The sequence below is a fragment of the Streptomyces sp. NPDC007157 genome (assembly GCF_040634235.1).
In the GTDB taxonomy this organism is placed as follows: domain Bacteria; phylum Actinomycetota; class Actinomycetes; order Streptomycetales; family Streptomycetaceae; genus Streptomyces.
In genome coordinates, this window is record NZ_JBEYFE010000023.1 from 92,139 (window position 1) to 113,576 (window position 21,438).

14 protein-coding genes and 1 pseudogene are annotated in these 21,438 nt (G+C 68.7%); 9 read left to right on the forward strand and 6 right to left on the reverse strand.

Features of this window, described 5'->3' with window-relative positions; genetic code table 11:
• Complete coding sequence (locus ABZ642_RS33920) at positions 1–420, reverse strand: SsgA family sporulation/cell division regulator (RefSeq protein ID WP_360491050.1); 420 nt, start codon at positions 418–420, stop codon at positions 1–3.
• 27 nt (positions 421–447) lie between these two features.
• Positions 448–702 carry a hypothetical protein gene (locus tag ABZ642_RS33925; protein WP_360491053.1) on the reverse strand — a complete coding sequence of 85 codons (255 nt, stop codon included), beginning with the start codon at positions 700–702 and terminating at the stop codon, positions 448–450.
• Positions 703–1,185: 483 nt separating this feature from the next.
• Here ABZ642_RS33925 and ABZ642_RS33930 point away from each other — a divergent pair, with 483 nt between their 5' ends.
• Both ABZ642_RS33930 and ABZ642_RS33935 read left to right on the forward strand, forming a co-directional pair.
• The gene (locus tag ABZ642_RS33930) at positions 1,186–3,648 is read left to right on the forward strand and encodes a SpoIIE family protein phosphatase (RefSeq protein WP_360491056.1); all 2,463 of its coding nucleotides are present in this window, start codon (positions 1,186–1,188) and stop codon (positions 3,646–3,648) included.
• Positions 3,649–3,728: 80 nt separating this feature from the next.
• Positions 3,729–6,173 (forward strand): SpoIIE family protein phosphatase, encoded by a 2,445-nt coding sequence (locus ABZ642_RS33935; RefSeq protein WP_360491059.1) that lies wholly within the window; start codon positions 3,729–3,731, stop codon positions 6,171–6,173.
• Positions 6,174–6,260: 87 nt separating this feature from the next.
• Here ABZ642_RS33935 and ABZ642_RS33940 read toward each other — a convergent pair whose 3' ends face one another.
• Both ABZ642_RS33940 and ABZ642_RS33945 read right to left on the reverse strand, forming a co-directional pair.
• Entirely contained in the window at positions 6,261–6,914 is a 654-nt protein-coding gene (locus ABZ642_RS33940) for a TetR/AcrR family transcriptional regulator (protein ID WP_360491062.1), read from the reverse strand.
• A 542-nt stretch (positions 6,915–7,456) separates the two neighbouring features.
• On the reverse strand, positions 7,457–9,172 hold the full coding sequence (locus tag ABZ642_RS33945) for a glycoside hydrolase family 6 protein (RefSeq protein WP_360491065.1): 1,716 nt from the start codon (positions 9,170–9,172) through the stop codon (positions 7,457–7,459).
• Positions 9,173–9,976: 804 nt separating this feature from the next.
• On the opposite strand from ABZ642_RS33945, the gene ABZ642_RS33950 reads away from it, so the two are divergent.
• The 7 genes and pseudogenes from ABZ642_RS33950 to ABZ642_RS33980 all read left to right on the forward strand — a co-directional run bounded on the left by ABZ642_RS33950 (position 9,977) and on the right by ABZ642_RS33980 (position 20,366).
• Positions 9,977–12,895: a glycoside hydrolase family 48 protein gene (locus ABZ642_RS33950; protein WP_360491068.1), complete on the forward strand. Its 2,919-nt coding sequence runs from the start codon at positions 9,977–9,979 to the stop codon at positions 12,893–12,895.
• A gap of 339 nt (positions 12,896–13,234) precedes the next feature.
• A complete protein-coding gene (locus ABZ642_RS33955) occupies positions 13,235–14,257 on the forward strand; it encodes a LacI family DNA-binding transcriptional regulator (RefSeq protein ID WP_360491071.1) in 1,023 nt (340 codons plus the stop codon).
• Between the two features lie 230 nt (positions 14,258–14,487).
• Positions 14,488–15,621, forward strand: coding sequence for a cellulose binding domain-containing protein (locus ABZ642_RS33960; RefSeq protein ID WP_360491074.1), 1,134 nt, complete (start codon positions 14,488–14,490; stop codon positions 15,619–15,621).
• 200 nt (positions 15,622–15,821) lie between these two features.
• Positions 15,822–16,516, forward strand: a pseudogene (locus ABZ642_RS33965) (IS5 family transposase); the annotation flags it as partial.
• A gap of 311 nt (positions 16,517–16,827) precedes the next feature.
• A complete protein-coding gene (locus ABZ642_RS33970) occupies positions 16,828–18,030 on the forward strand; it encodes an alpha/beta hydrolase (RefSeq protein ID WP_360491077.1) in 1,203 nt (400 codons plus the stop codon).
• A 308-nt stretch (positions 18,031–18,338) separates the two neighbouring features.
• Positions 18,339–19,127, forward strand: coding sequence for a hypothetical protein (locus tag ABZ642_RS33975; protein WP_360491080.1), 789 nt, complete (start codon positions 18,339–18,341; stop codon positions 19,125–19,127).
• 60 nt (positions 19,128–19,187) lie between these two features.
• The gene (locus ABZ642_RS33980; RefSeq protein ID WP_360491083.1) at positions 19,188–20,366 is read left to right on the forward strand and encodes an alanine--tRNA ligase-related protein; all 1,179 of its coding nucleotides are present in this window, start codon (positions 19,188–19,190) and stop codon (positions 20,364–20,366) included.
• Between the two features lie 195 nt (positions 20,367–20,561).
• Here the strand turns inward: ABZ642_RS33980 and ABZ642_RS33985 are convergent, their stop codons facing one another.
• Positions 20,562–20,843 carry a hypothetical protein gene (locus tag ABZ642_RS33985; protein WP_360491248.1) on the reverse strand — a complete coding sequence of 94 codons (282 nt, stop codon included), beginning with the start codon at positions 20,841–20,843 and terminating at the stop codon, positions 20,562–20,564.
• Positions 20,738–21,097, reverse strand: a complete 360-nt coding sequence (locus tag ABZ642_RS33990; RefSeq protein WP_360491086.1) for a hypothetical protein — start codon at positions 21,095–21,097, stop codon at positions 20,738–20,740. The genes ABZ642_RS33985 and ABZ642_RS33990 overlap by 106 nt, the downstream gene beginning before the upstream one ends.
• Positions 21,098–21,438: the final 341 nt, after the last annotated feature.

Sequence of the window (21,438 nt, forward strand, 5' to 3'; positions counted from 1 at the left end):
TCAGCCTTTCGCGAACAGGTTCGCCAGTTCGAGCTCCCAGTCGATGCGCCCGGACTCGGTACCCCGTGGCACCAGGGCCTCCGTGTCCTGCAGGAAGGTCCTGACGTCCTGCACGGGAACCTCGAGCAGGGCGGTGCCCGCCGGAGACCCGAGGACGATGTACATCACCTGGTCACCACGGCCGACGCCCGGCCAGACCCGGATGTCCCCACACCCTGCGGAGCCGGTCAGACCGTCGGCTAGAAGGTCACGCCCCAGGACCCATTCGGTCGGCTCGTCCGTGTCGGTGAAGAAGACGGCACGGACGACATAGGGATCAGCGGGCTCGTACCGCAGGCTCATGCACATGGACAGCGAGCAGGTACGCGAGATGACGAGTTCTACGGCCACCCCCTGCATGACGGTCTTCAAAGGCTCCATCGATTTCCACTCCCGCCCGGGCGGTGTTCAGCGACTGCTGATCTCGTCGGGGCCGTCGTAGTGCCAGCCATGGATCTCGTCCCAGGAGTAACCCAGTTCGAGCAGGTAGCCGACACCGTGGTCCCAGCGGTAGTCGCCGACATTGACACTGACGGCCGGACGCTGGACGTGCGCGGATGCGGAAGTCGCGGCCGAAGCCGTACCCCCGGCACCGAGCACAGCGGCACTCGCGACCGCCACGGAGGAAGCGGCGACGGCAACGCGCCTCGTGAGCTTCTTCATGATCTTCCCTTCCCGATGGGTGCGCTCTGCACCAGGCGGCAACGTCAGGCGATATGCGACACCTGGCATGGTCGGGCAAACTTTTCCATACGGTGTACGGAACTACCTTCTCAGGTTTACCATACGTCGTACGGAAATGTCGAGGTGGCAAGAATGGCCCGCACGACCTGCCCCATCAGCAAGATCGGCAGCTGACCTCGCGGGCACATCGGTGCGCTCGATCGGTTTCAGGGGCTTGACGATAAAGCCGTCGTATCTGACTATTCCATCAGAAGTGGACAAAGTCGTCCAAAGTCGGCGGGCATAGTGCCGATAGATCGCTGAACCGTCGGCGAAGTCCGCGCTATGTCGCCCGCTCAGCGCGGCAGGTCCTCCCGGGGTGATCCTCACCCCCCAGCCGCCGCCGTTCCACTACGGCCACGGATCGGGCCGACGCTGCACACGCCGACGCTGTCTCGCACCCACACCGATGGAAAGAACCGGATGACGAACACCGACCACACGTCACTCACCGAACCGGTGAGTCCCCGAGAGACACCCGATGCGGCAATAGCGATGCTCGATGCGGAAGGGACCGTGGTGGGGTGGACACACGCCGCCGAGCAGCTTGTCGGGTACTCGGCCAGGGAAGTGGTGGGCCGGTCCGCCGCACACGTGCTGCCGCCCGCCGAGAAAGCCCCGAGTGCTTCGGTGTTCGCCGAGCAGTGCCGTGCCCAGGGTGGCTGGTCCGGCACCGTGACGGTCCGCCACCGCGACCTCCACACCATCAGAATGACGCTGCGGATCTCGCTGCTGTGGGGTCAGGACGCCGACACCCGGTGGCTGGTGTCCGTGACGGACATAGGCACCCTGTCCTCAGGGGCATCCAACGGAGCTGTGCGCGAGTCGCTCCTGGCCCACGCACCGATCGGCATCGCCGTCTACGACCCGCAACTGCGCTGCACCTGGGTCAACGACGCCATGGAGCGCCACGACGGCACTCCTCGCGAACGACGGTTCGGACGCCGCCTGCGGGACTCACTGCCCGCCGTCGAGGCCGAGGCGCTCGAGGTGGTGATGCGGCAGGTGCTGGAGAGCGGCACCACCATGGTCCACGAGTACCGGGCGTGGTCGTCGACGGACCGGCGCCGGGAGCACGCGTTCTCGGCCTCGTTCTTCTGCCTCCAGGACGCGGACGGCACGGCGCTGGCAGTGTGCTCCATGAGCGTGGACGTCACCGGCAACCGGCGGGCGCGCGAGCGCCTCGCCATCCTCAGCGAAGCCGGCACGCGCATCGGCAGCACTCTCGAGGTCATGCGGACCGGGCAGGAACTGGCCGACCTTGTCGTACCCCTGCTGGCCGACCACGCACTCGTCGACCTGATGGAGTCGGTTCCGTTCGGCGTGGATCCCTCGGCGGGGACCGGCAACGCCCACGGCCGCCCACCTGTGCTGCGCCGTGCCGGCGTGGCCTCCGTCGACCCGAGCATCCTCAAGTTGCCATGGGTGCGCGAAGAGGTGATCCGCCCCTTCCCGACCTCGCTGTTCGCCACCGCCCTGCGCACGGGCAGGTCCTACCTGGAATCGGTGCTGGACACCTATTCGGGCCCCTGGGTCGGTCACGACCCTGTGCGGACGCAGAAGTTTCGTGACACCGGCGTCCACTCTCTGATGGTCGTACCCATCCGGGCGCGGCGCTGTGTGCTGGGACTGGCCGTGTTCGGCCGCTCCGGGGAATCGACGCCCTTCCAGGAGGACGACCTCCTCCTCGCCGAGGAGCTCGTCACCCGGGCCGCGCTCAGCCTGGACAACGCTCTCCAGTACGCCCGTCAACGCACCGCGGCCCTGACGCTCCAACGCGACCTGCTCCCCCACCATGTGGGCGGTGGTGCCGCCCTCGATGTGGCCTCGCGCTATGTGCCGGCCGACCTGGACCACGGTGTGGGGGGTGACTGGTTCGACGTGATCAAGCTGTCCGGCGCCCGGGTGGCCCTCGTCGTCGGAGATGTGGTCGGACACGGCATCAACGCCGCGGCGACGATGGGCCGACTGCGCACCGCCGTCCGCACGCTCGCGGACATGGAACTGCCTCCCCACGAACTGCTGGCGCACCTCGACGACACGGTCAGGCGGCTGAGCGAGGAAGACACCGACGCTGCGGACCAGCTCCCCGCGGCGGTGGGCGCCACCTGTCTGTATGCCGTCTACGACCCGGTCACCCGGCGGTGCACGATGGCGCGGGCCGGGCATCCCCCGCCCGCGGTCATCGACCCGCAGGGCCACACCACTTTCCCCGACATGCCCGCCGGTGCCCCGCTGGGCCTCGGCCTCGGTCTGGTCCCCTTCGAGTCCGTGGAACTGGAACTGCCCGAGGGAACGCTGCTCGCGCTCTACACCGACGGTCTGGTCGAGTCCCGCGACGACGACATCGACGTGGGCCTGGATCGCCTGGGCGCCGCCCTGGCAGGGTCCGGTCCGTCCCTGGAGGACCTGTGCTCTCACGTGATCGAGACCTTGCCGACTCAGGCCCCGGCCGACGATGTCACCTTGCTCCTTGCGCGGACTCGCGGACTCGAAGCGGCCCAGGTCGCCTCCTGGGAACTGCCGAACGACCCGGCCGCGGTCCCCATCGCCCGGCAGGCAGCCGCCCGTCAGCTCAGCGAATGGGGGCTTGACCATCTGGTGGCCACCGAGCAGCTGATCGTCAGTGAACTGGTCACCAACGCCGTCCGCTACGGCGGCGGGCCGATCCGCCTACGGCTCATCCAGCACCAGGTCTTGACTTGCGAAGTCTCCGACAGCAACCCCAGCCACCCACGCCCCCGTCATCCCCACACCATCGACGAGAACGGCCGCGGTCTTTCCCTCATCGCTCACTTGTCCCGCAGGTGGGGCTCCCGCTCCGCGACGGACGGCAAGGTCGTCTGGGCCGAACAAGATCTTCCCTCCAAAGCCCTTGCGGCGTGACGCGCGACCGACCGGGTGGCCGACGGCCGCCACAACATGCCGATCTCTCCAACCGCAGGCTCTCGCTAAGGAAGCCAAACATGGACATAGAGAATGTCAAGAACGCCTGCTCGGCAGGCGCCGCCCAAGGACCGACGGGCGCCTCCGGTTCCGGTCCCAGCGGCAGGTCGTACGCCTTCGACGGTCCGGCAGCCGCCGTACTCGACCATCGAGGCGCGGTGGTCCGGTGGACCGGGGCAGCAGAGGAGCTGACGGGGTTCCACGCCGAGGAGGTCTGTGGCCGCCTCGTGCGGGAACTGATGGCCGACCCCCCGGACGACCTGGGCGACGCGGAGATGCCGGCGTCCGGCCGGGTACGGCTGTGGCATCGGTGCGGCGACACCATAGATGTCACCTTCCGGACCACCAGGGTGGGGTGCTCCGGCCCGGCGGAGGTCCTCGTCCTGGCGGCCCCTACACATCACGTCGCCGGCCACGAGCACGGCGCGGCGCTCCTGCGTGCGCTGTCCGCGCAGAACCGGATCACGATCGCCGTGTACGACACGGATCTCACCACTGTGCAGACAAACGCCACGCCGGGCACTCTCGACGGCCGTCCGGTACAGCCCGGCACTCGGCTGAGCGACGTGCTGTGTGCCGAGGACGCCGCGGACGCGGAGGGCCTCGAGGCAGTACTGCGCCAGGTGCTCGAGACGGGTGCCCCGGTGGTCCGCAGAAGCCAGCAGGTCAGCTGGAGGCACGATCCGGCGCGACAGCACGCGCTCTCGCTGTCCGCCTTCCGTCTGGAGGACGCGCGAGGACGCCCCACCGGGGTCGCGGCCCTGTACCTGGACAACGCCGACCAGATGCGCGCCCGCCGGAATCTGGATCTCGCCCGCGAGGTCGCCGAGCGGGTAGGAGGATCCCTGGACGTCGTGCGTACTGCGCAGGACCTTGCGGACGTCCTCGCCCCTGCGTTCGGGGACCTCGCCGCCGTCGACCTCGCGCACTCAGTTTTCGACGGGGACGAACCGTCGAAGCAGCTGGGCGGTGGAGACATGGGCAACGCGGCCCTCGCGCCGGCCGGCGCGGTGTGGCCGGCCGGCATCAAGCGCGGCGAGTCCATCCCGCCCCTTCCCGACCACCCCCTGCTGCGCAGCTTCCGTCACGGCGAGCCAGTCGTCTTCGACCTTGACGACTTCATCGCCATGGTCAGAGACCCGCAGCTGGTCGTGTATCTCGTCCCGAAGGACGCCCATTCGGTGATGGCGGCACCGTTGCATGCCCGCGGGCACACGCTCGGCGCCATATCGGCCTGGCGCTGCGGCCGAACCGCCCCCTTCACCGAGGACGAGGCGGATCTCATGAAGCAGATCGCCTCACGCGGCGCGCTCGCCATCGACAACGCCCGCCGTTACACGCGCGAGCACCGGGCGGCCGTAGCGCTGCAACAGCGCCTCCTTCCCCCCGCCACGACCGACACTCCGGCAGCCGAGACCGCTGGCATCTACCTGCCCGCGTGCGGGGGAGCGGACATCGGCGGTGACTGGTACGACGCCATTGCCCTGCCCTCTCTCCGGGTAGCCCTTGTCGCCGGAGACGTGGTCGGCCACGGCATGCCCGCAACTGCCACCATGGGCCGCCTGCGCGCCGCCATCCAGACGCTCGCGGACCTGGAACTCGAACCGGACGAGCTGCTCACCCGGCTCGCGGACCTGGTCCAGCGCCTCGCGGCCGAAGCCCCGCCCGGCGACCGCGACATCGTCGGCGGCACATGCCTGTACGCGGTCTACGACCCGGTCACCAGGCGCTGCGCCATAGCCAGTGCCGGACACCCGCCCCCCGTCCTGGTCCGGCCGGACGGGACCGCCGAATCAGTCGGGATCTCCCCGGGGCCACCACTTGCCCTCAGCGGCATGCCGTACGAGACCACGGTGATCGACGTCGAGCCGGGCAGCGTGCTCGCCCTCTACACCGACGGCCTGGTCGAACGGGGCGATCGCGACATCGGCCAAGGTCTGCCGCGCCTGGCGGAGGCCCTCGCCGCGCACTGCCGGCCGGATCGTGCTCTGGACGAGACTGGCCGGGCTCTCCTCGCCGACCTGGCGGACCAGGCCCCGCGCGACGACGCGGCCCTGCTGCTGGCCCGCATCCGCGCCGTCCCAGCGACGGACACCGCGCACTGGGAGATCCCGGCCGATCCGGCCGCTGTCTCCAAAGCCCGAGAATGGATATCCCGCCAACTCACCATATGGGGCCTGGACGACCTCCTCTTCGCCACCGAACTCATCGTCAGCGAACTGGTGACCAACGCCATCCGCTACGGCCGTCCGCCGATGGACCTCCGTCTGATTCGCCACCACGTCCTGGTGTGCGAGGTCACCGACTCCAGCAGCACCCAACCCCGCCTGCGTCGTGCCCTCACAACCGACGAGGGAGGACGCGGCCTGTTCCTCGTCTCTCAACTCGGCGGACGATGGGGCTGCCGCCATGGCCAGAACGGCAAGACGATCTGGTCCGAGCAAGTCATCCAGCAGTCCCCCTGAAGCCACGGCTCACCCCGGAGACTGCGAGCAGGAGCGATCCCCTGCCTCGTGGCCGCGACGCTGTCGATGGAGGCGCAGCAACCGAGATCAGCGGCCGTCACCGAAGCCTGGCTCGGCATTGATCACGGAAGAGACGTCCTCGACCACCTCACTCGCACGCTTCTCCGGCACCCCGGCAGCGATCAGGGTGGCGATGACAAGTGGGACGACATCATCATCCAGGACCCCGTCATTGACGCTCTCCAGCAAGGCGACCGTCAGCGCTTCCAGTCCGGCGCTGAGCACCACGGGCGGCAGGTGGGAATGGAAAACGCCCTCCCGCTGTCCCCTCTCCAGAATGTCCGTCGCCGCTTCTCGGATCGGAGCCAGGATTCCCGTTACACGTTCGGCTCCCAAGTGCCTGCGAGCCAGCGCCAGGAGCATCCGGTAGCTGTCTCCGACGGGCCACATCCCCAGAAACAGCCGGGCCAGGGCCCGCTCAGCCGGGTCGTCCAGCCCCACCGCGTCCTCCGCCGCCTCCCGCAGCGCTGCGGACGCCTCGTCGGCGAGCGCACCCAGCAGGGCTTCCCGTCCGGGGAAATGCCCGAAGAGCGTGCGCCGTACGACACCGGCGGCTTGTGCGAGCTCCTCCATCGTGATGTTCGGGTTCCGGCCGAACTCCTGGCGGGCCGTGTCCAGGATGCGCGTCCGGTTGGACCGTGCATCGCGGCGCTGAGGCGCGCGGGCCAGTGGCTTGGTCACGACAACCTCGGTAGATCTGTATGGCAGGGTGGCGGCGCGGAGGCCAATCGGGTACGTCCCATTTTGGCAGAAGCGCGATTCGCCTGCTCTGTCGGCCATCGCTGTGCGCCACTCTCGCCAATTCCGAGCTCTGCCCCGACCGTGATCCACGGGAACTGTTCGAAGCGGGCTCAGCCCGGTGGTCCGAAGAGGGCAGCCGACTGCCCAACCGGTCCCGGGAGGGTTCGGCAGTGTGGCCGCCACCGGCCGTCCCGGGCGGAATCCCGAGGCGCGGCCGGCCGCGCCTCGCCGGCGGGCTGGGCGGCATCCACCAGCACGCGCTCGCGCACGGTGGCGCACGAGTCACGGGACAGTTCAGCCGCTCCCTCCTGCCGGCTCGATCAGCACAACACCTGACAGGCAGCGCGGCCGACGAGCGGCTGACAGGCGCCGTCACGGACCTGCCAGCCGCACGCTCCTCCCTCATCTACTTGGACGCCGCCGGATGCCTCCCTCTCCCTGCCGAGCGGGACCGGCCTGGGCGGACACACCGCGTCATCAGGTCACGACAAGGGCGGGTACGCGTTCTGGACCAACTGCTGGAACTGGGCGGAGAACCAGTGTCCGGCCAACGGCGAGTTCGGCAGCGCGCCCGTGGGGTTGTTGCCGTTGCGCGCGTTGCCACCGTAGGTCGGGTCGCACATCCGGTCGAAGCCCTTGCCCTCGTCGTTGGGGACGGCCGCACTGTTGCCGTCCGACTCCCCCGGCGGCTTGACCCATACGTAGGCGTCGATACCGGCGGCAGGAGCCGCGGTCGGCCGTTCCCCGATGCCTGCTCCGCTCTGGTTGCACCAGTTGCCGGCGTGGATCCGCCGGTCAATGCGGCTGCCGTCGACGTAGCCGTCCACGGAGGTCGGCGTTGCGGGACCGGTGGGCCGGGCGGAGCCGCCCCAACCGTTGCGTGAGGTGTCGATCAGCATCCCGAGTCCGGAATCGAATCCGGCCGCGACGAGCTTGTCGCGCAGCGCCTGGGCGAAGGACTGCTCGTCCACGTACTGGTTCCAGTCCACCCACTTCGACTGGCGTACGGTCTGACCGTTCACCGTGTCGGTGACCTTGAGGAACGGCTCCTTGGTGGGGCTGTAGTTCGCGGTGTTGACGATGAAGCCGGCCACGTCGTTCACGCTCGCGCCGTTCGTCGTCGCGACCTTGTGGAACTCCTGCACCGCGGGACCTAGGTTGCTGTCCCAGCCGAGCCAGCCATGGTGGGCGGCGTCGATGTAGTTGTAGACGTTCGGGATGGCGCCCAGCTTGTCCAGGGCGTAGCCCACGCCCTTCTCGTAGTTGCCGTTGGACTTCATGGTCACGCAGGCGTCGGTGGTCGTGGGGGTGCCGCCGGCGTTGGTGACCAGGTTGGGCAGCGAGTCGGGCTCGATGACGGTGGCGATCCGCAGGCCCGCGTACTTGGCGTCGGACAGGATCGACGCGATGGGGTCGATGTACTGGGACTTGTACCTGTCGAGGTCGTTGGGCCCCAGCTCACCGTTGGAGGCGAGGGCGGCGCAGTCGCGGCCGGGCAGGTCGTAGATGACAAGCTGGACGACGAGATCGCCGGAGCCCTTCTGCTTCAAGGCCTCGTCGAGGTGGGCGCGCAGGCCCATGCCGCCGCCCACACCGTTGATGGCTGCGATGCGGTCCAGCCAGACGGCGGTGGGCTGGTCGGCGATGCGGCTGCCGCCCGGTTCTGCGGCGGCCTTGGCGGACCACCCGGGGTTCACGTACACCTTGGCGCCCGTGTAGGGGTTGTTGGCACGGCTGCCGGTGTCGCCCCCTCCACCGCCACCGCCCGTACCGCCGCCGGTGTCGACGTTGCAGGTGACGCCGTCGAGCGTGAACGTGGCGGGCACGCTGTTGGTGCCGCTGTAGGAGCCGTTGAAGCCGAAGCTGACCGAACCGCCGCTCGCGAGGCTGCCGTTGTAGGCCTCGTTGGCGGCGGTGATGTCGGCACCGTTCTGGCTGAGCTTCGTGTTCCAGGCGTTGGTGACCTTCTGGTTGCCGGCGTACGACCACTTCACCGACCAACTCGACTTGGAGGCCGCGTTGTTGGTGATAGTCACGGCGGCGGTGAAGCCGGTGTCCCACTGGCTCTGCACCTTGTAGTCGACGGTGCAGGGGACGAGCGAGGTGGCGGCGCCGGCCTGACCGACGACGAGCACTGTCCCGGTCGTCCCGGCGACCAGCGCCAGGGCGGCGAGGAGCGATGTCCTGGTGTGACTCATGAGTGCGGGTTTCCTTCTCTGGATGGGGAGTTACGGACAGAGGCCGCACGGACGGTCGCGCGAGCCGACGTCCGGGCCACGCCTGGGGCACACGTGGCGTTCCAGTGGTCGGTGCGCCGGTGCGTCCGGCATCTACTCGAAGGCGCGGCCGCGATGCCGGCTCTTCAAGGCCTCGGTTGCGCTGGGGGCGCCGGGTCAGGCGCAGGGTCGCCCGGCGGTGCCTGAAGGTGTCGATCGCCGACGCAGGACCCGTACGGGTCGTGCGAGGATTTCATGCCGGGGGTCTCGGTGTGGGCGACCAAGAACTCGGCGGTGTCGCTGCGGTTCGAGCTGCCGTTCCCGGACCTGCCCGGCCGGCGTGTTGCGGGAGTGGCGCAAAGCGAGTGCGGTACGGCTCGGCGCTCGTGCACCGGTCGACGGTGCTGCCTCGGAGTTCGTGTCCACGGCGCACGCGGCCGTGGCTCCCCGGCCCGAGAACACCAGGCAGAGCAGTGTCGACAGAGCGTCGCTGACTAAAAGTACTGAATGCGGGGGGTGACGCATGAGCGACTCCTTACAGCTTGGCGCGCCGCTACGGACGCGTCGCCTGATGGAACCGCTCCCACTGGTGGGGAGGAAGTTAGCGTCAACTGGCGAGGTTTCATAGGGCCCTTGCGAAACTTTTCGCTGGATCAGCTCAGTTCGAACTTTGAAGTCCCCAGTGTCTTGACCGCACCCGCCTCCATCCCCACGATGGGAGCGCTCCCACTGGATTCAGTCCTTGGCACCTCTCCGTGAGTCGCGTGGCGCAAGGAGGAACAGCACATGGATCCCGGACGCAAACGCAGAGCCGAACGGCGGGTTTGGACCGCTGTCGCCGCCGCGTTCGCCCTTCCCCTGTCGATGCTCGCCACCGGCACGACGACCGCGAACGCGGCGACCGTGCAGTGCAGCGTCGACTACAAGACCAACGACTGGGGTTCCGGCTTCACCGCCGACCTCACCCTCACCAACCGCGGCACCGCCGCAATCGACGGCTGGACCCTGACCTACGGCTACACGGGCGACCAGAAGCTCGCGAACGGGTGGAACGGCACCTGGCTGCAAGCCGGTCAGACCATCACCGTCAAGAACGCCTCGTACAACGGCACCATCGCCCCAGGCGGCGCCGTCTCCGCGGGAGCGCAGTTCAGCTACAGCGGCACGAACACCGCGCCGACGAACTTCGCGGTCAACGGCACCAGCTGTGCCGGCGCCCACCAACCGCCGATCACCATGCTGACCAGCCCGGCCGCCGGCGCGGTCTACTCGCGCGGTGACTCGGTACCGCTCGCGGCGACCGCGGCGGGTGCGGACGGCGTAGCGATCAGCAAGGTGGAGTTCTACGACGACACCACGCTGCTCGGCACCGACACGAGCGCGCCGTACACGTACTCCGCTTCCGGCTTGACCATGGGCAGTCATTCATTGCTGGCGAAGGCATACGACAGCCTGGGCGCCTCCGCGGAGTCCACCCCGGTCGGCATCACCGTCGCCGCGGGTGCCTCCGTGGTGGCCTCGACCACCCAACTCGCCGTCCAGCAGGGCAAGACGGCGACGTACGACGTGAAACTCTCGACCCAGCCGGCGGCCGACGTGACGGTCACGACCGCCCGCACGAGCGGCAACGCGGGTCTGTCGGTGACCGGCGGGGCCTCACTCACCTTCACCCCGTCGAACTGGAACACCGCGCAAAAGGTGACCGTCACGGCGGACTCCTCCGGCACGGGAGCGGCGACCTTCGAGTCGACAGCCTCCGGGCACGGCAAGGCGGCGGTGACGGTCACCCAGATCGCGGCGTCCAAGGCGTACGACGCCCGATTCCTGGAGCTTTACGGGAAGATCACCAACCCGGCGAACGGCTACTTCTCCCCCGAGGGCATCCCCTACCACTCGGTCGAGACGCTGATCGTCGAGGCGCCCGACCAGGGCCACGAGACCACGTCGGAGGCCTACAGCTATCTGCTCTGGCTGCAGGCCATGTACGGGAAGATCACCGGCGACTGGACCAAGTTCAACGGCGCCTGGGACATCATGGAGAAGTACATGATCCCCACGCACGCGGACCAGCCGACCAACTCCTTCTACAACGCGTCCAAACCGGCGACCTACGGGCCCGAGGAAGACACGCCGGACCAGTATCCGACGGCACTCGACCCCGCCGTGCCGGTGGGTTCGGACCCGCTCGCCGCTGAGCTGAAGTCGGCCTACGCCACGGACGACGTCTACGGCATGCACTGGATCCAGGACGTCGACAACACCTACGGCTTCGGCAACACCCCGGGCGGCAAGTGCGAGGCCGGCCCGACGGCCACCGGACCGTCGTACCTCAACACCTTCCAGCGCGGCCCGCAGGAATCGGTGTGGGAGACGGTGCCGCAGCCGACCTGCGACGCCTTCAAGTACGGGGGCAAGAACGGCTACCTGGACCTGTTCACCGGGGACAAATCCTACGCCAGGCAGTGGAAGTACACGGACGCCCCGGACGCCGACGCACGCGCGGTGCAGGCCGCCTACTGGGCGGACCAGTGGGCGAAGCAGCAGGGCAAGGGCTCGGCCGTGTCGGGCACGATCGCCAAGGCGGCCAAGATGGGCGACTACCTGCGGTACGCCATGTACGACAAGTACTTCAAGAGAATCGGCGACTGCGTCGGACCGACCACCTGCCCGGCCGGCACCGGCAAGGACGCCTCGCACTACCTGCTCTCCTGGTACTACGCCTGGGGCGGCTCCACCGACACCAGTGGGGGTTGGGCCTGGCGCATCGGCTCCAGCTACGCCCACAGCGGCTACCAGAACCCACTGGCCGCGTACGCGCTCAGCGCCGACGCCGACCTGAGGCCCAAGTCCTCGACGGGTGCGGCCGACTGGGGCAAGTCGCTCCAGCGGCAGCTCGAGTTCTACCGGTGGCTACAGGCCGACGAGGGCGCGATCGCCGGCGGCTCGACCAACAGCTGGGCGGGCCGCTACGCGACCCCGCCGGCCGGGAAGTCGACGTTCTACGGCATGTACTACGACGAGCAGCCGGTCTACCACGACCCGCCGTCCAACCAGTGGTTCGGCTTCCAGGCGTGGTCGATGGAGCGGGTCGCCGAGTACTACCAGCAGACGGGGGACGCGAGCGCCAAGACGGTCCTCGACAAGTGGGTCAAGTGGGCGCTGTCCAAGACCACGATCAACCCGGACGGCACCTACCAGATCCCTTCCACCCTCCAGTGGTCGGGCCAGCCCGACACCTGGAACCCGTCAAGTCCCGGCTCCAACAGCGGACTTCACGTCACGGTCAGCGACTACACCAACGATGTCGGCGTGGCGGCCGCGTACGCCAAGACACTCGCGTACTACGGCGCCAAGTCCGGTGACACGGCGTCGAAGTCGACAGCGAAGGCGCTGCTGGACGGCATGTGGGGCAACTATCAGGACAGCCTCGGTATCGCGGTCCCCGAGACCCGCAGCGACTACAGCCGGTTCGATGACCGCGTCTACGTGCCGAGCGGCTGGAGCGGCACGATGCCGAACGGCGACGCCATCAACTCGTCCTCGACGTTCGCCTCGATCCGGTCCTTCTACAAGAACGACCCGGCGTGGTCGAAGATCGAGGCCTACCTCAAGGGCGGCGCCGCGCCCGTCTTCACCTACCACCGGTTCTGGGCCCAGGCGGACATCGCCCTGGCCATGGGCTCGTACGCGGAGCTCCTCGAGTAGCCCCCCCCCGGCGCTCCGCGTACCGGACCCCGTCGCCTTGTGACGGGGTCACCCGGCCGGGCGGCCCCCACCCGCGCAGGGGGCCGCCCGGCCATCCGGCGACCAGCTCGGGCCGCCCGCCGAACGACCGACATTTCCCGTGCAAACGCAGATCACCAGAGCCATGGCAGCCCATTCCACTCATGACCACCAGCGAACAACGCCCATACTTCCCCACTTGTAACGGGAGCGCTCCCAACCATTGAGAGCAGGGCACCGCCGGTAACCATGCCACTGGTGAATTCGTGTGCCCCCTCCCCTCCGGCCGGTAAGATCTGTGATCTCTTGGGGGAGGTGGTCATGGGCAGGCGACGCCCGGGGACACCGACGCTGGAGGAGGTGGCTGCCCACGCGCGGGTGGGGCGGGGCACGGTCTCCCGCGTCATCAACAATGCGGCGGGCGTGAAGGATTCGACGCGTCGGGCCGTGCAGCGGGCCATCGAGGAACTGGGTTACGTGCCCAATCTCGCGGCCCGTTCCCTGGCGGGACGGCGGGCCGACGCCGTCGCCCTGGTCATGACGGAGCCGGACTGGCGGCAGTTCGCGGAGCCCTTCTTCTCCGAGATCGTCAGCTCACTCGGGAACGCCCTCACAGACACGGGAATGCAACTGCTGCTGACCCTGGTCCGCTCGGACACCGAGCGGCAGCGCTTCCTCGAGTACGCGCGCGGCGGCCGGGTCGACGGCGTCCTGCTGATGTCCGTGCACGCCGGCGACCCCCTGCCGGACATGCTCGCCGAGGCCCGGCTGCCGACCGTGCTGCTGGGGCGCCGCTCCGGGGAGGAGTACGTCAGCTACGTCGACGCGGACAACATCGGCGGCGCCCGCAGCGCCGTCTCCCACCTTGTCCAGCGGGGCCGCAGAGTCATAGCCACCATCACCGGACCGCTCGACCTGTACGCCGCCCAGTGCCGGCTGCGCGGCTACGAAGAGGCCCTCACACTCGCGGGCCTGAAGGGCGAGCCGACCCTTGTCGCCGAGAGCGACTTCACGACGGACAGCGGACGCCGCGCCATGGCCGAGCTCATCGAACGGCATCCGGACATCGACGGCGTCCTCGCCGCGTCGGACACCACGGCCGCGGGGGCTCTGGAGGCCCTGCGCACGGCCGGACGCCGGGTACCCGAGGACGTCGCCGTGATCGGCTTCGACGACTTTCCGCTGGCCCAGCAGACCGAACCTCGGCTGACCACGGTACGTCAGCCGATCGAGGAGATCGGGCGCGCCCTGATCCGACTGCTCCTGGAGGAGATGGAGGAGGGCGCCGTGGCCTGGCGTCACGTCATCCTCCGTACGGAGCTGGTGGTCCGCGAGTCGACCTGACCTTCGTCGGTAAACCGTCCGGGGAGCGATCCCGGAGTCGGCACGCCGTGTCTCGGCACCCTTGTCCGAGCTGCTGCTCCGAAATCGGTTCAACGGGTTCGCGCGGACAGTCTTGTCATGGACCTGAACCAACCCTACAGTCCTGCCGAACCCAGGATTGGGAGCGCTCCCATTCACAAGGTTACGGGAGCACTTCCCCACTACCCCCCACCCATCTGAAGAGGATCCGCATGCGTCCTTCACCGCACCATGCCCACAGCGCGCGTGGCCTGCTCGGCGCGCTGCTCACCTCGCTCGTCTCGCTCGCCGCGCTTCTGACCACAGCGACGGTGGCACAGGCCGACACCTCGATCTGTCAACCCTTCGGTACGACGACCCTCCAGGGCCACTACGTGGTCCAGAACAACCGTTGGGGCACCAGTGCCACCCAGTGCATCACCGCGACGGAGTCGGGGTTCAGGATCACCCAGGCCGACGGATCCGTCCCCACGAACGGCGCTCCGAAGTCGTACCCGTCCGTCTACAACGGCTGCCACTACACCAACTGCTCGCCCGGCACCAACCTCCCCGCTCAGCTCAGCGCCGTCTCCACCGCGCCCACGAGCATCTCCTATACCTATGTGAACGACGCGGTGTACGACGCCGCGTACGACATCTGGCTCGACCCCACGCCCCGCACCGACGGCGTGAACCGGACCGAGATCATGATCTGGTTCAACAAGGTCGGGTCCATCCAGCCCATCGGCTCCCCGGTCGGCACCGCCACCGTGGGCGGCCGCGACTGGCAGGTGTGGTCCGGCAACAACGGCTCGAACGACGTGCTGTCGTTCGTCGCGCCGTCGGCGATCAACAGCTGGGCCTTCGACGTCATGGACTTCGCCCGGCAGGCCGTCTCCCGCGGACTCGCGCAGAACAGCTGGTATCTGACGAGTGTTCAGGCAGGGTTCGAGCCCTGGCAGAACGGCGCGGGTCTCGCCGTGACCTCGTTCTCCTCCGCCGTCAACACCGGGTCCTCCGGTGGCGGCCCGGGCAACCCGGGCGGCTCCACGTCCTGCAAGGTGGCGTACGCGACGAACGTCTGGCAGGGCGGCTTCACCGCCGACGTCACCGTCACCAACACCGGCTCCTCCCCCGTCAACGGCTGGCAGCTCGCGTTCACCCTCCCCTCCGGGCAGCGGATCACCAATGCCTGGAACGCGAACCTGTCCTCTTCGTCAGGAGCTGTCACGGCGAGCAACGTAGCCCACAACGGCCAGATCGCGGCCGGCGGCCAGGTGGCCTTCGGGTTCCAGGGCAGCGCCGACGGAACCTTCGCCAAGCCGTCCGGCTTCAACCTGAACGGAACCGCCTGCACCACCGTGTAACACGCGTCCGGCCTCCGGGTGCTATCTGTCCGTCACGCCGACCGGCAGGCCCCGGAGGCAGGACGGCACCCCAGCCTCAGGGGCATGGGGGACCCCCATCGCGTCGGCTGCCCCGGCAGCAGCTGATGCCAACGCTTCCCACGCCTTACAGCGCCTAAGACGCCATTTCAGTTGGTGTGATCTTGCGCCAGTCTGGGGTGATGACTGCTGCGCTTGTCGAACGGTTGGCGCCGGAAGACCTGTGGGAGTTGTTCCAGCGGGGGGTCCCGCCGGCTCCGGAACGCCCCCAGGGTGGTGGACATCGTCGGCGAGGCGACCGTGAGGTGCCGGCCGCGATCATCTTCGTGGCCACCTCGGGCTGCACATGGAAGCAACTGCCGCCGGGCTTCGGGCTGTCGGGAGTGACCGCCTTCCGCCGGTTCACCGAGTGGACCGAGGCCCGGGTGTGGGCCAAAGCTCCACCGCCTGGTCCTGGACGAACTCAGTTCCCGGGGCGGCCTGGACTGGTCGCGAGGCGCGATCGACTCCGTCAGCGTCCGGGCCCTCGAAGGGGGCAGCTGACAGGACCGAATCCGACCAACCGTGGCAGAAGGGTTCGAAGATCCACCTCATCGTCAACCGCCGCGGCCTGCCGCTGTCGATCGGCATCTCCGCGGCGAACCTCCACGACAGCCAGGCCCTCATCCCGCTGGTCCGCGGCATCCCGCCCGTCCGCTCACGCCGCGGCCCACGATGCCGAAGGCCCGACAAACTGCACGGAGACAAGGGCTACGACTACCGGTACCTGCGGCGCTGGCTGTCCTCCCGCGGCATCCGGCACCGCCTCGCCCGCAAAGGCATCGAGTCGTCGCGACGCCCGGGCCGGCACCGCTGGGTCGTGGAACAGACCGTGTCCACTGAAATGACGTCTTTGTATCTCACAGCGGGAGTCGTTCAGAGGCGAGTGCGGGAGTCACCTTCTGACCTGGTTCGCGATGCAAGTTGAGTGTGACGTCGTCCAGGGGACTTGCAGTGAGACGTTGGAGTGTGCTTGTGCCGGGCAGGTCCCAACCACACCGCCGGCAGCACTCTTGGGAACGGGCTTAACCCGGGTGAGGGCCCGGTGCTACGTTGTCCCGCGCCTTGTACACGTCACGTCGATCAGCTGTGTCCACAGGCTGACGGGCTGGTGTCTTGCGGTCCGTGGAGCTGGCAGGGGGAGTCACTGTGCCGTTCGCCCAGGTGATCAGCGGCAGTGGGATGGTCACGCTCATGACCCTTCTCGCGCTGCGCCCGCCGCGACCGCGGCGCACCACTCCCTTCACTCTGAGCTTCTTTCTCACGTTCCTGATCAACGAGCAGCCGTTCCTCGCCCTGTATGTGCTGGCGGCCGGTGCGGTACCGCCTTTGTCGGCCGGAGAGACGGGAACGCTGTCGTGGTGGCCGGGCGCGGGCGTGGCCGCGGGCACCGCAGCCGGACTGCTGGTGCTCGCGGTGCGGGCCCGCACCGCCCGGCCCCGGCTGACCACCGCACTGCGACAGGCACTCGGGCCGCTGGCGGTAGCGCAGCAACGGCGGCGCGGCCTGTGGCCGACAGCGCGCCTGCTGGTGCTGCCTCTGGTCTCCTACCGGTTCGACGTGCGACGGGTGGCCAACCTGCGCTACGGCGAGGCCGGCCGCGGCCACCTGCTGGATGTGTACGTCCCCCGGACGGGGACAGCGAACGCGCCGGTCCTGGTCTACCTGCACGGCGGGGGCTTCCGCATCGGCAGCAAGATGATCGGCGCGCGGCCCCTGTTCTACCGGCTCGCCAGCCGGGGCTGGGTGTGCGTGAGTGCCAACTACCGGCTGGGCGGCCGCCTGGACTACGCCGACCGGCTCGCCGATGTGCGGCAGGTCATCCGGTGGGTGGGCGACAACGGTCCTGCCTACGGAGCCGACCTGTCGGCGGTGTTCCTCGCCGGCGGCTCCGCCGGAGCTCATCTGGCGGCCACCGCTGCGCTCACCGCGTCAGGTGTCCCGGGCCGGCCGGACGGCGAGGAGGCCGGCCCTCCGGTGGCGGGGGTAATCGGCTTCTACGGCTACTACGGGCAGGCCGACGCCGGCGCCGACTCCACCCCGCTGGCACACCTGCACTCCGACGCCCCGCCGTTCCTCGTCGTCCACGGCGCTCTGGACACGCTCGTCCTGGTCGAGGACGCTCGCCACTTCGCGTCCGAACTCCAGCGGGTCTCCGCCCAGCCGGTGGTCTACGCCGAACTCCCAGGCACTCAGCACAACTTCGATTTCTTCCCCTCGCTGCGGTTCCACGCCGTCACCGAGGCGGTCGAGGACTTCACCGCCTGGGTCCGCACCGCCGGCCCAGTCGGACCGACCCATCGGGATACGGCGCCCTCCCGCCAGGAAGATGATCCCGACGCGCACCCTTAGAAGCCGAACCACCCGCCACCGGGCCGCCAAGCTCAGCCCGCAGCGCCGAGCCGAACTCGACCAGCTGGGCATGCGCTGGTCCTAGAACGTACACAGATGGCCCGCCCCGTGAGATCCGGGGCGGGCCATCGACGTGCGTGTGGTCGTGAAGGGCGGTCGCCTACGCGGCGAAAGGCTCCATGAGGCATCGCCGAACGATCGTCCTCATGGGCAATAGGTGAGGCCCGGGGACACTGTCCCCTTCACAACCACACCCTCCACGACACGGGCAGGCGGCCGGGCATTCCCGCCGGGTGATTGCTCCCGCGGTGCGGATCGAGGAGACCAGGCGCAGGCTGGCGCGGCTGCGTGCGCAGGGGCTGGTCGACCGGATCACTCTGCCGCAGGCCGGGCGGAAAAGAGTGTGGTTTCCCACCGTGTATGGTGCGCGGCTCGCCGGTGAGTGGCCCGAGCTGCGCGGGCGGCCGGCGTCCAGGACGGTGTCCGATCCGACCGCGGTACGGCTGAAGGCCGGCCACACGCTGACCGAGACCGAGACCGCGCTCGCCTTCACCGGGTTCGACGAACCGGTCGAGCCCCCTGACAAGCTCGTCGACGAGGGCGAGCTGATCACGGTGAAGGTCACCGAGGTCGACCTCCAGCGTCATCGGGTGCGGCTGAGCGCCGCCGGTGGAGCGGACAGAACATGGCGAACTGGCGCCAAGAAGACTGTCAACCAGCGGTTGGTCGCAAGAAGCGTGACCAGTTGGTGCCAACAAGCGTGTCCCACCGTCCAGAAACCACCAGCTCGCCGGGCCTCGCTGGTGCCAACTGACGTGTCCAGGCTCAGCAGCTTCAGCCGCCATCGAGTTCCCGGCCGCGCCTGCCTGGAGGGACCCGCCGCGGGGCCAGGATGTTCCGCGGAAAATTCGCGTGCCTCGAAGGGTTGGGCGCGTTATGGTCGCCCGCATGAACGTCACCGGCCGAAACATCATCGCGACCGCGCGAGCGACCAGCTCGCCGGTTGCCGCCGCCTGACCTTCCCACTTTTCCCGCCGGCGACCGGAAACGGCCCGTCGGTGGTTCCGTGGCGTTCTTGGCTTCTTGCCCCGGTGTGACGACCAGCGCGGTCCCGTTATCCGGCGCCTCCCCCGCTGTGACGCGAAGGAGCCATGCTCATGAACACGGAGAAGGTTGTCCGCACGTTCGTCGAGTACTTCGAGGAGCGTGATCACCACCGGATCACCGGCTCGACGCTGCTGCCACCCCCTGGCGACTCGGTGCTGTTCACCACCTCCGGCATGCATCCGCTCACCCCGTATCTGGAGGGGCGCCCCCATCCGCTGGGCCGACGCCTGGTCAATGTGCAGCGCTGTCTGCGCACCACGGACCTGGAGGAGGTCGGCGATGCCACCCATCTGACTGTCTTCGAGATGCTCGGCACCTGGTCGCTGGGCGACTACGAGGGCTCGCTGAGTCTCGACTGGGGGTACAGGCTGCTCACAGACGGACTGGGCGTCGATCCGGGCCTGCTGCATGCCACCGTCTACGGCGGCAACGACCAGACCGGGCCAGACACTGCTTCCCTGCAGTTGTGGCAGGACCGCGGCGTTCCCGTGGAGCTCACCGTGGAGGACAACTGGTGGTCCAACGGACCGGTCGGCCCGTGCGGCCCCGACTCGGAGATCTTCCTGTGGAGCGGTGATACCCCACCCCAGTCGACGCCCACCCGCGACGACCGCTGGGTGGAGGTGTGGAACCACGTGATGATGCGCCATCGTCGACTCGAGGACGGTTCCCTCATACCGCTTCCCCAACGCAACATCGACACTGGGCTCGGCCTGGAGCGGCTGGCCTCTCTGCTGCAGGGCAAGTCGTCAGTGTTCGAGTGCGACGTCTTCGACCCCTGGCGCCGTCTCGTGCCAGCCCTGTGGCCACTGGACGAACCGTCGCTGCGTCTGGTCTACGACCACCTGCGCTCAGCCATCGTGGTACTCGGCGACGGGGTGCGCCCGGCCAACACTGGACGAGGCTACGTGCTCCGCCGCCTGGTGCGACGAGTGCTCACCGTTCTGTGGCGGGACGATCCGTCGCGCGGGCTCGGAGACCTGCCGGACGAGTTGGTCCCGCACACCCTGGACCACTTCCGGCAGGAGGTGGATCCCAGCGACGTGCACCGACTGCTGCTCGATGAGGAGTGCCGGTTCAGCCGGCTCCTGGAACGCGGCCGACAGGTGCTTACCCAATCCCGGTTCCAAGGCCCGCTGAGGGATGAGGACTTCCACTACCTCCACGACACCCACGGTCTGCCTCGCGATCTGGTCATGAGCCTGCGACAAGACCGATGGCGGGGGTGAAAGCGGGTTCAGATCAAAAACAACGGGGCGGCCTCACAGCCTGGCCCTGGGGGCTGCGACGCGCTTCCTGAGCTGAGCGCTTCACCTGACGGATGGTGCCAACTGGAGCGCTAAGTCACATCGGTTGAGTCATGCGGGTCATGAGCGTGAGTTCCCAGGTCAGAGACTTCCGAGTGTTGAGGAAGCCGTCCGTAGTCAGGAGGCCGGCCGGACGGTGGCGGCCGGACCGATCACGCCGGGCCCGAACTTCTCCCGGATCCGGTCGGCCGCCCCCTCGGCGACCAGGCGTGCCTGCCGGGCGGCGTCGAGGCTGAGTCGCTCGGCGACCTGACCGCTTTCGACCAGGTCCTCGCCGCGCAGTGCGAGCCCGGTCAGTCGGCCGCGCTGGAGTCCGGCGGCGTCCATGAGCTGGTAGGTGAGCCGGCGCAGGTCGTCCTCGTGTCCGGACGGCTCGGCCAGGCGGCGGGTCTTTCCCACGCAGGTCCGCCGGCAAATGTGAGCGTGAGCGTGAGAGCGCGTGCGGCCTGCCCGCGGCGGCGCAGTCCGACACCGAGTTGTACGACCAGGCGGAGTAGGGCCGAGCGCGCCGTGGCGCCGTCGAGGACGTCGTGGGGGAAGCGGTGCCGGACGCTGACGGAGGCGGGCAGGTGCCGCGGGGTGACGGTTCGGGGGTCGATGCCGCGAGCCCGGCCGACGGCCGTGCTGCCCGCTTTTCCCAGCAGGCGCTGCACGGTCGCGGCCGGCAGCGCGGCAAGCAGACCGACACGGTCGATGCCGTAGCGGTGGAGAGTGGCGGTTTGGCGGGGGCCGATGCACTTCGGTAGTCGCGAGGTCCTTCTGGACGTCTGCTGAGGTGTGTCCGCCAGGAGTTTCGACGGGGTCCGAGACCGGGCAGACCGGAGGAGGGGGACAGCACCGCGACCCGGTCTCCGGGCGGGGCTTGGCGGGGTAGAGGGGATCAATCATTCACCGAGCCACTGCATCCGCTGGGCCTCTCCCAGGCGCTGGCGGGGTTGGTCTCGATCTCCAGCAGACGGGGCTCCTGGGCCAGGTCCAGACGGAGCATGGGGCA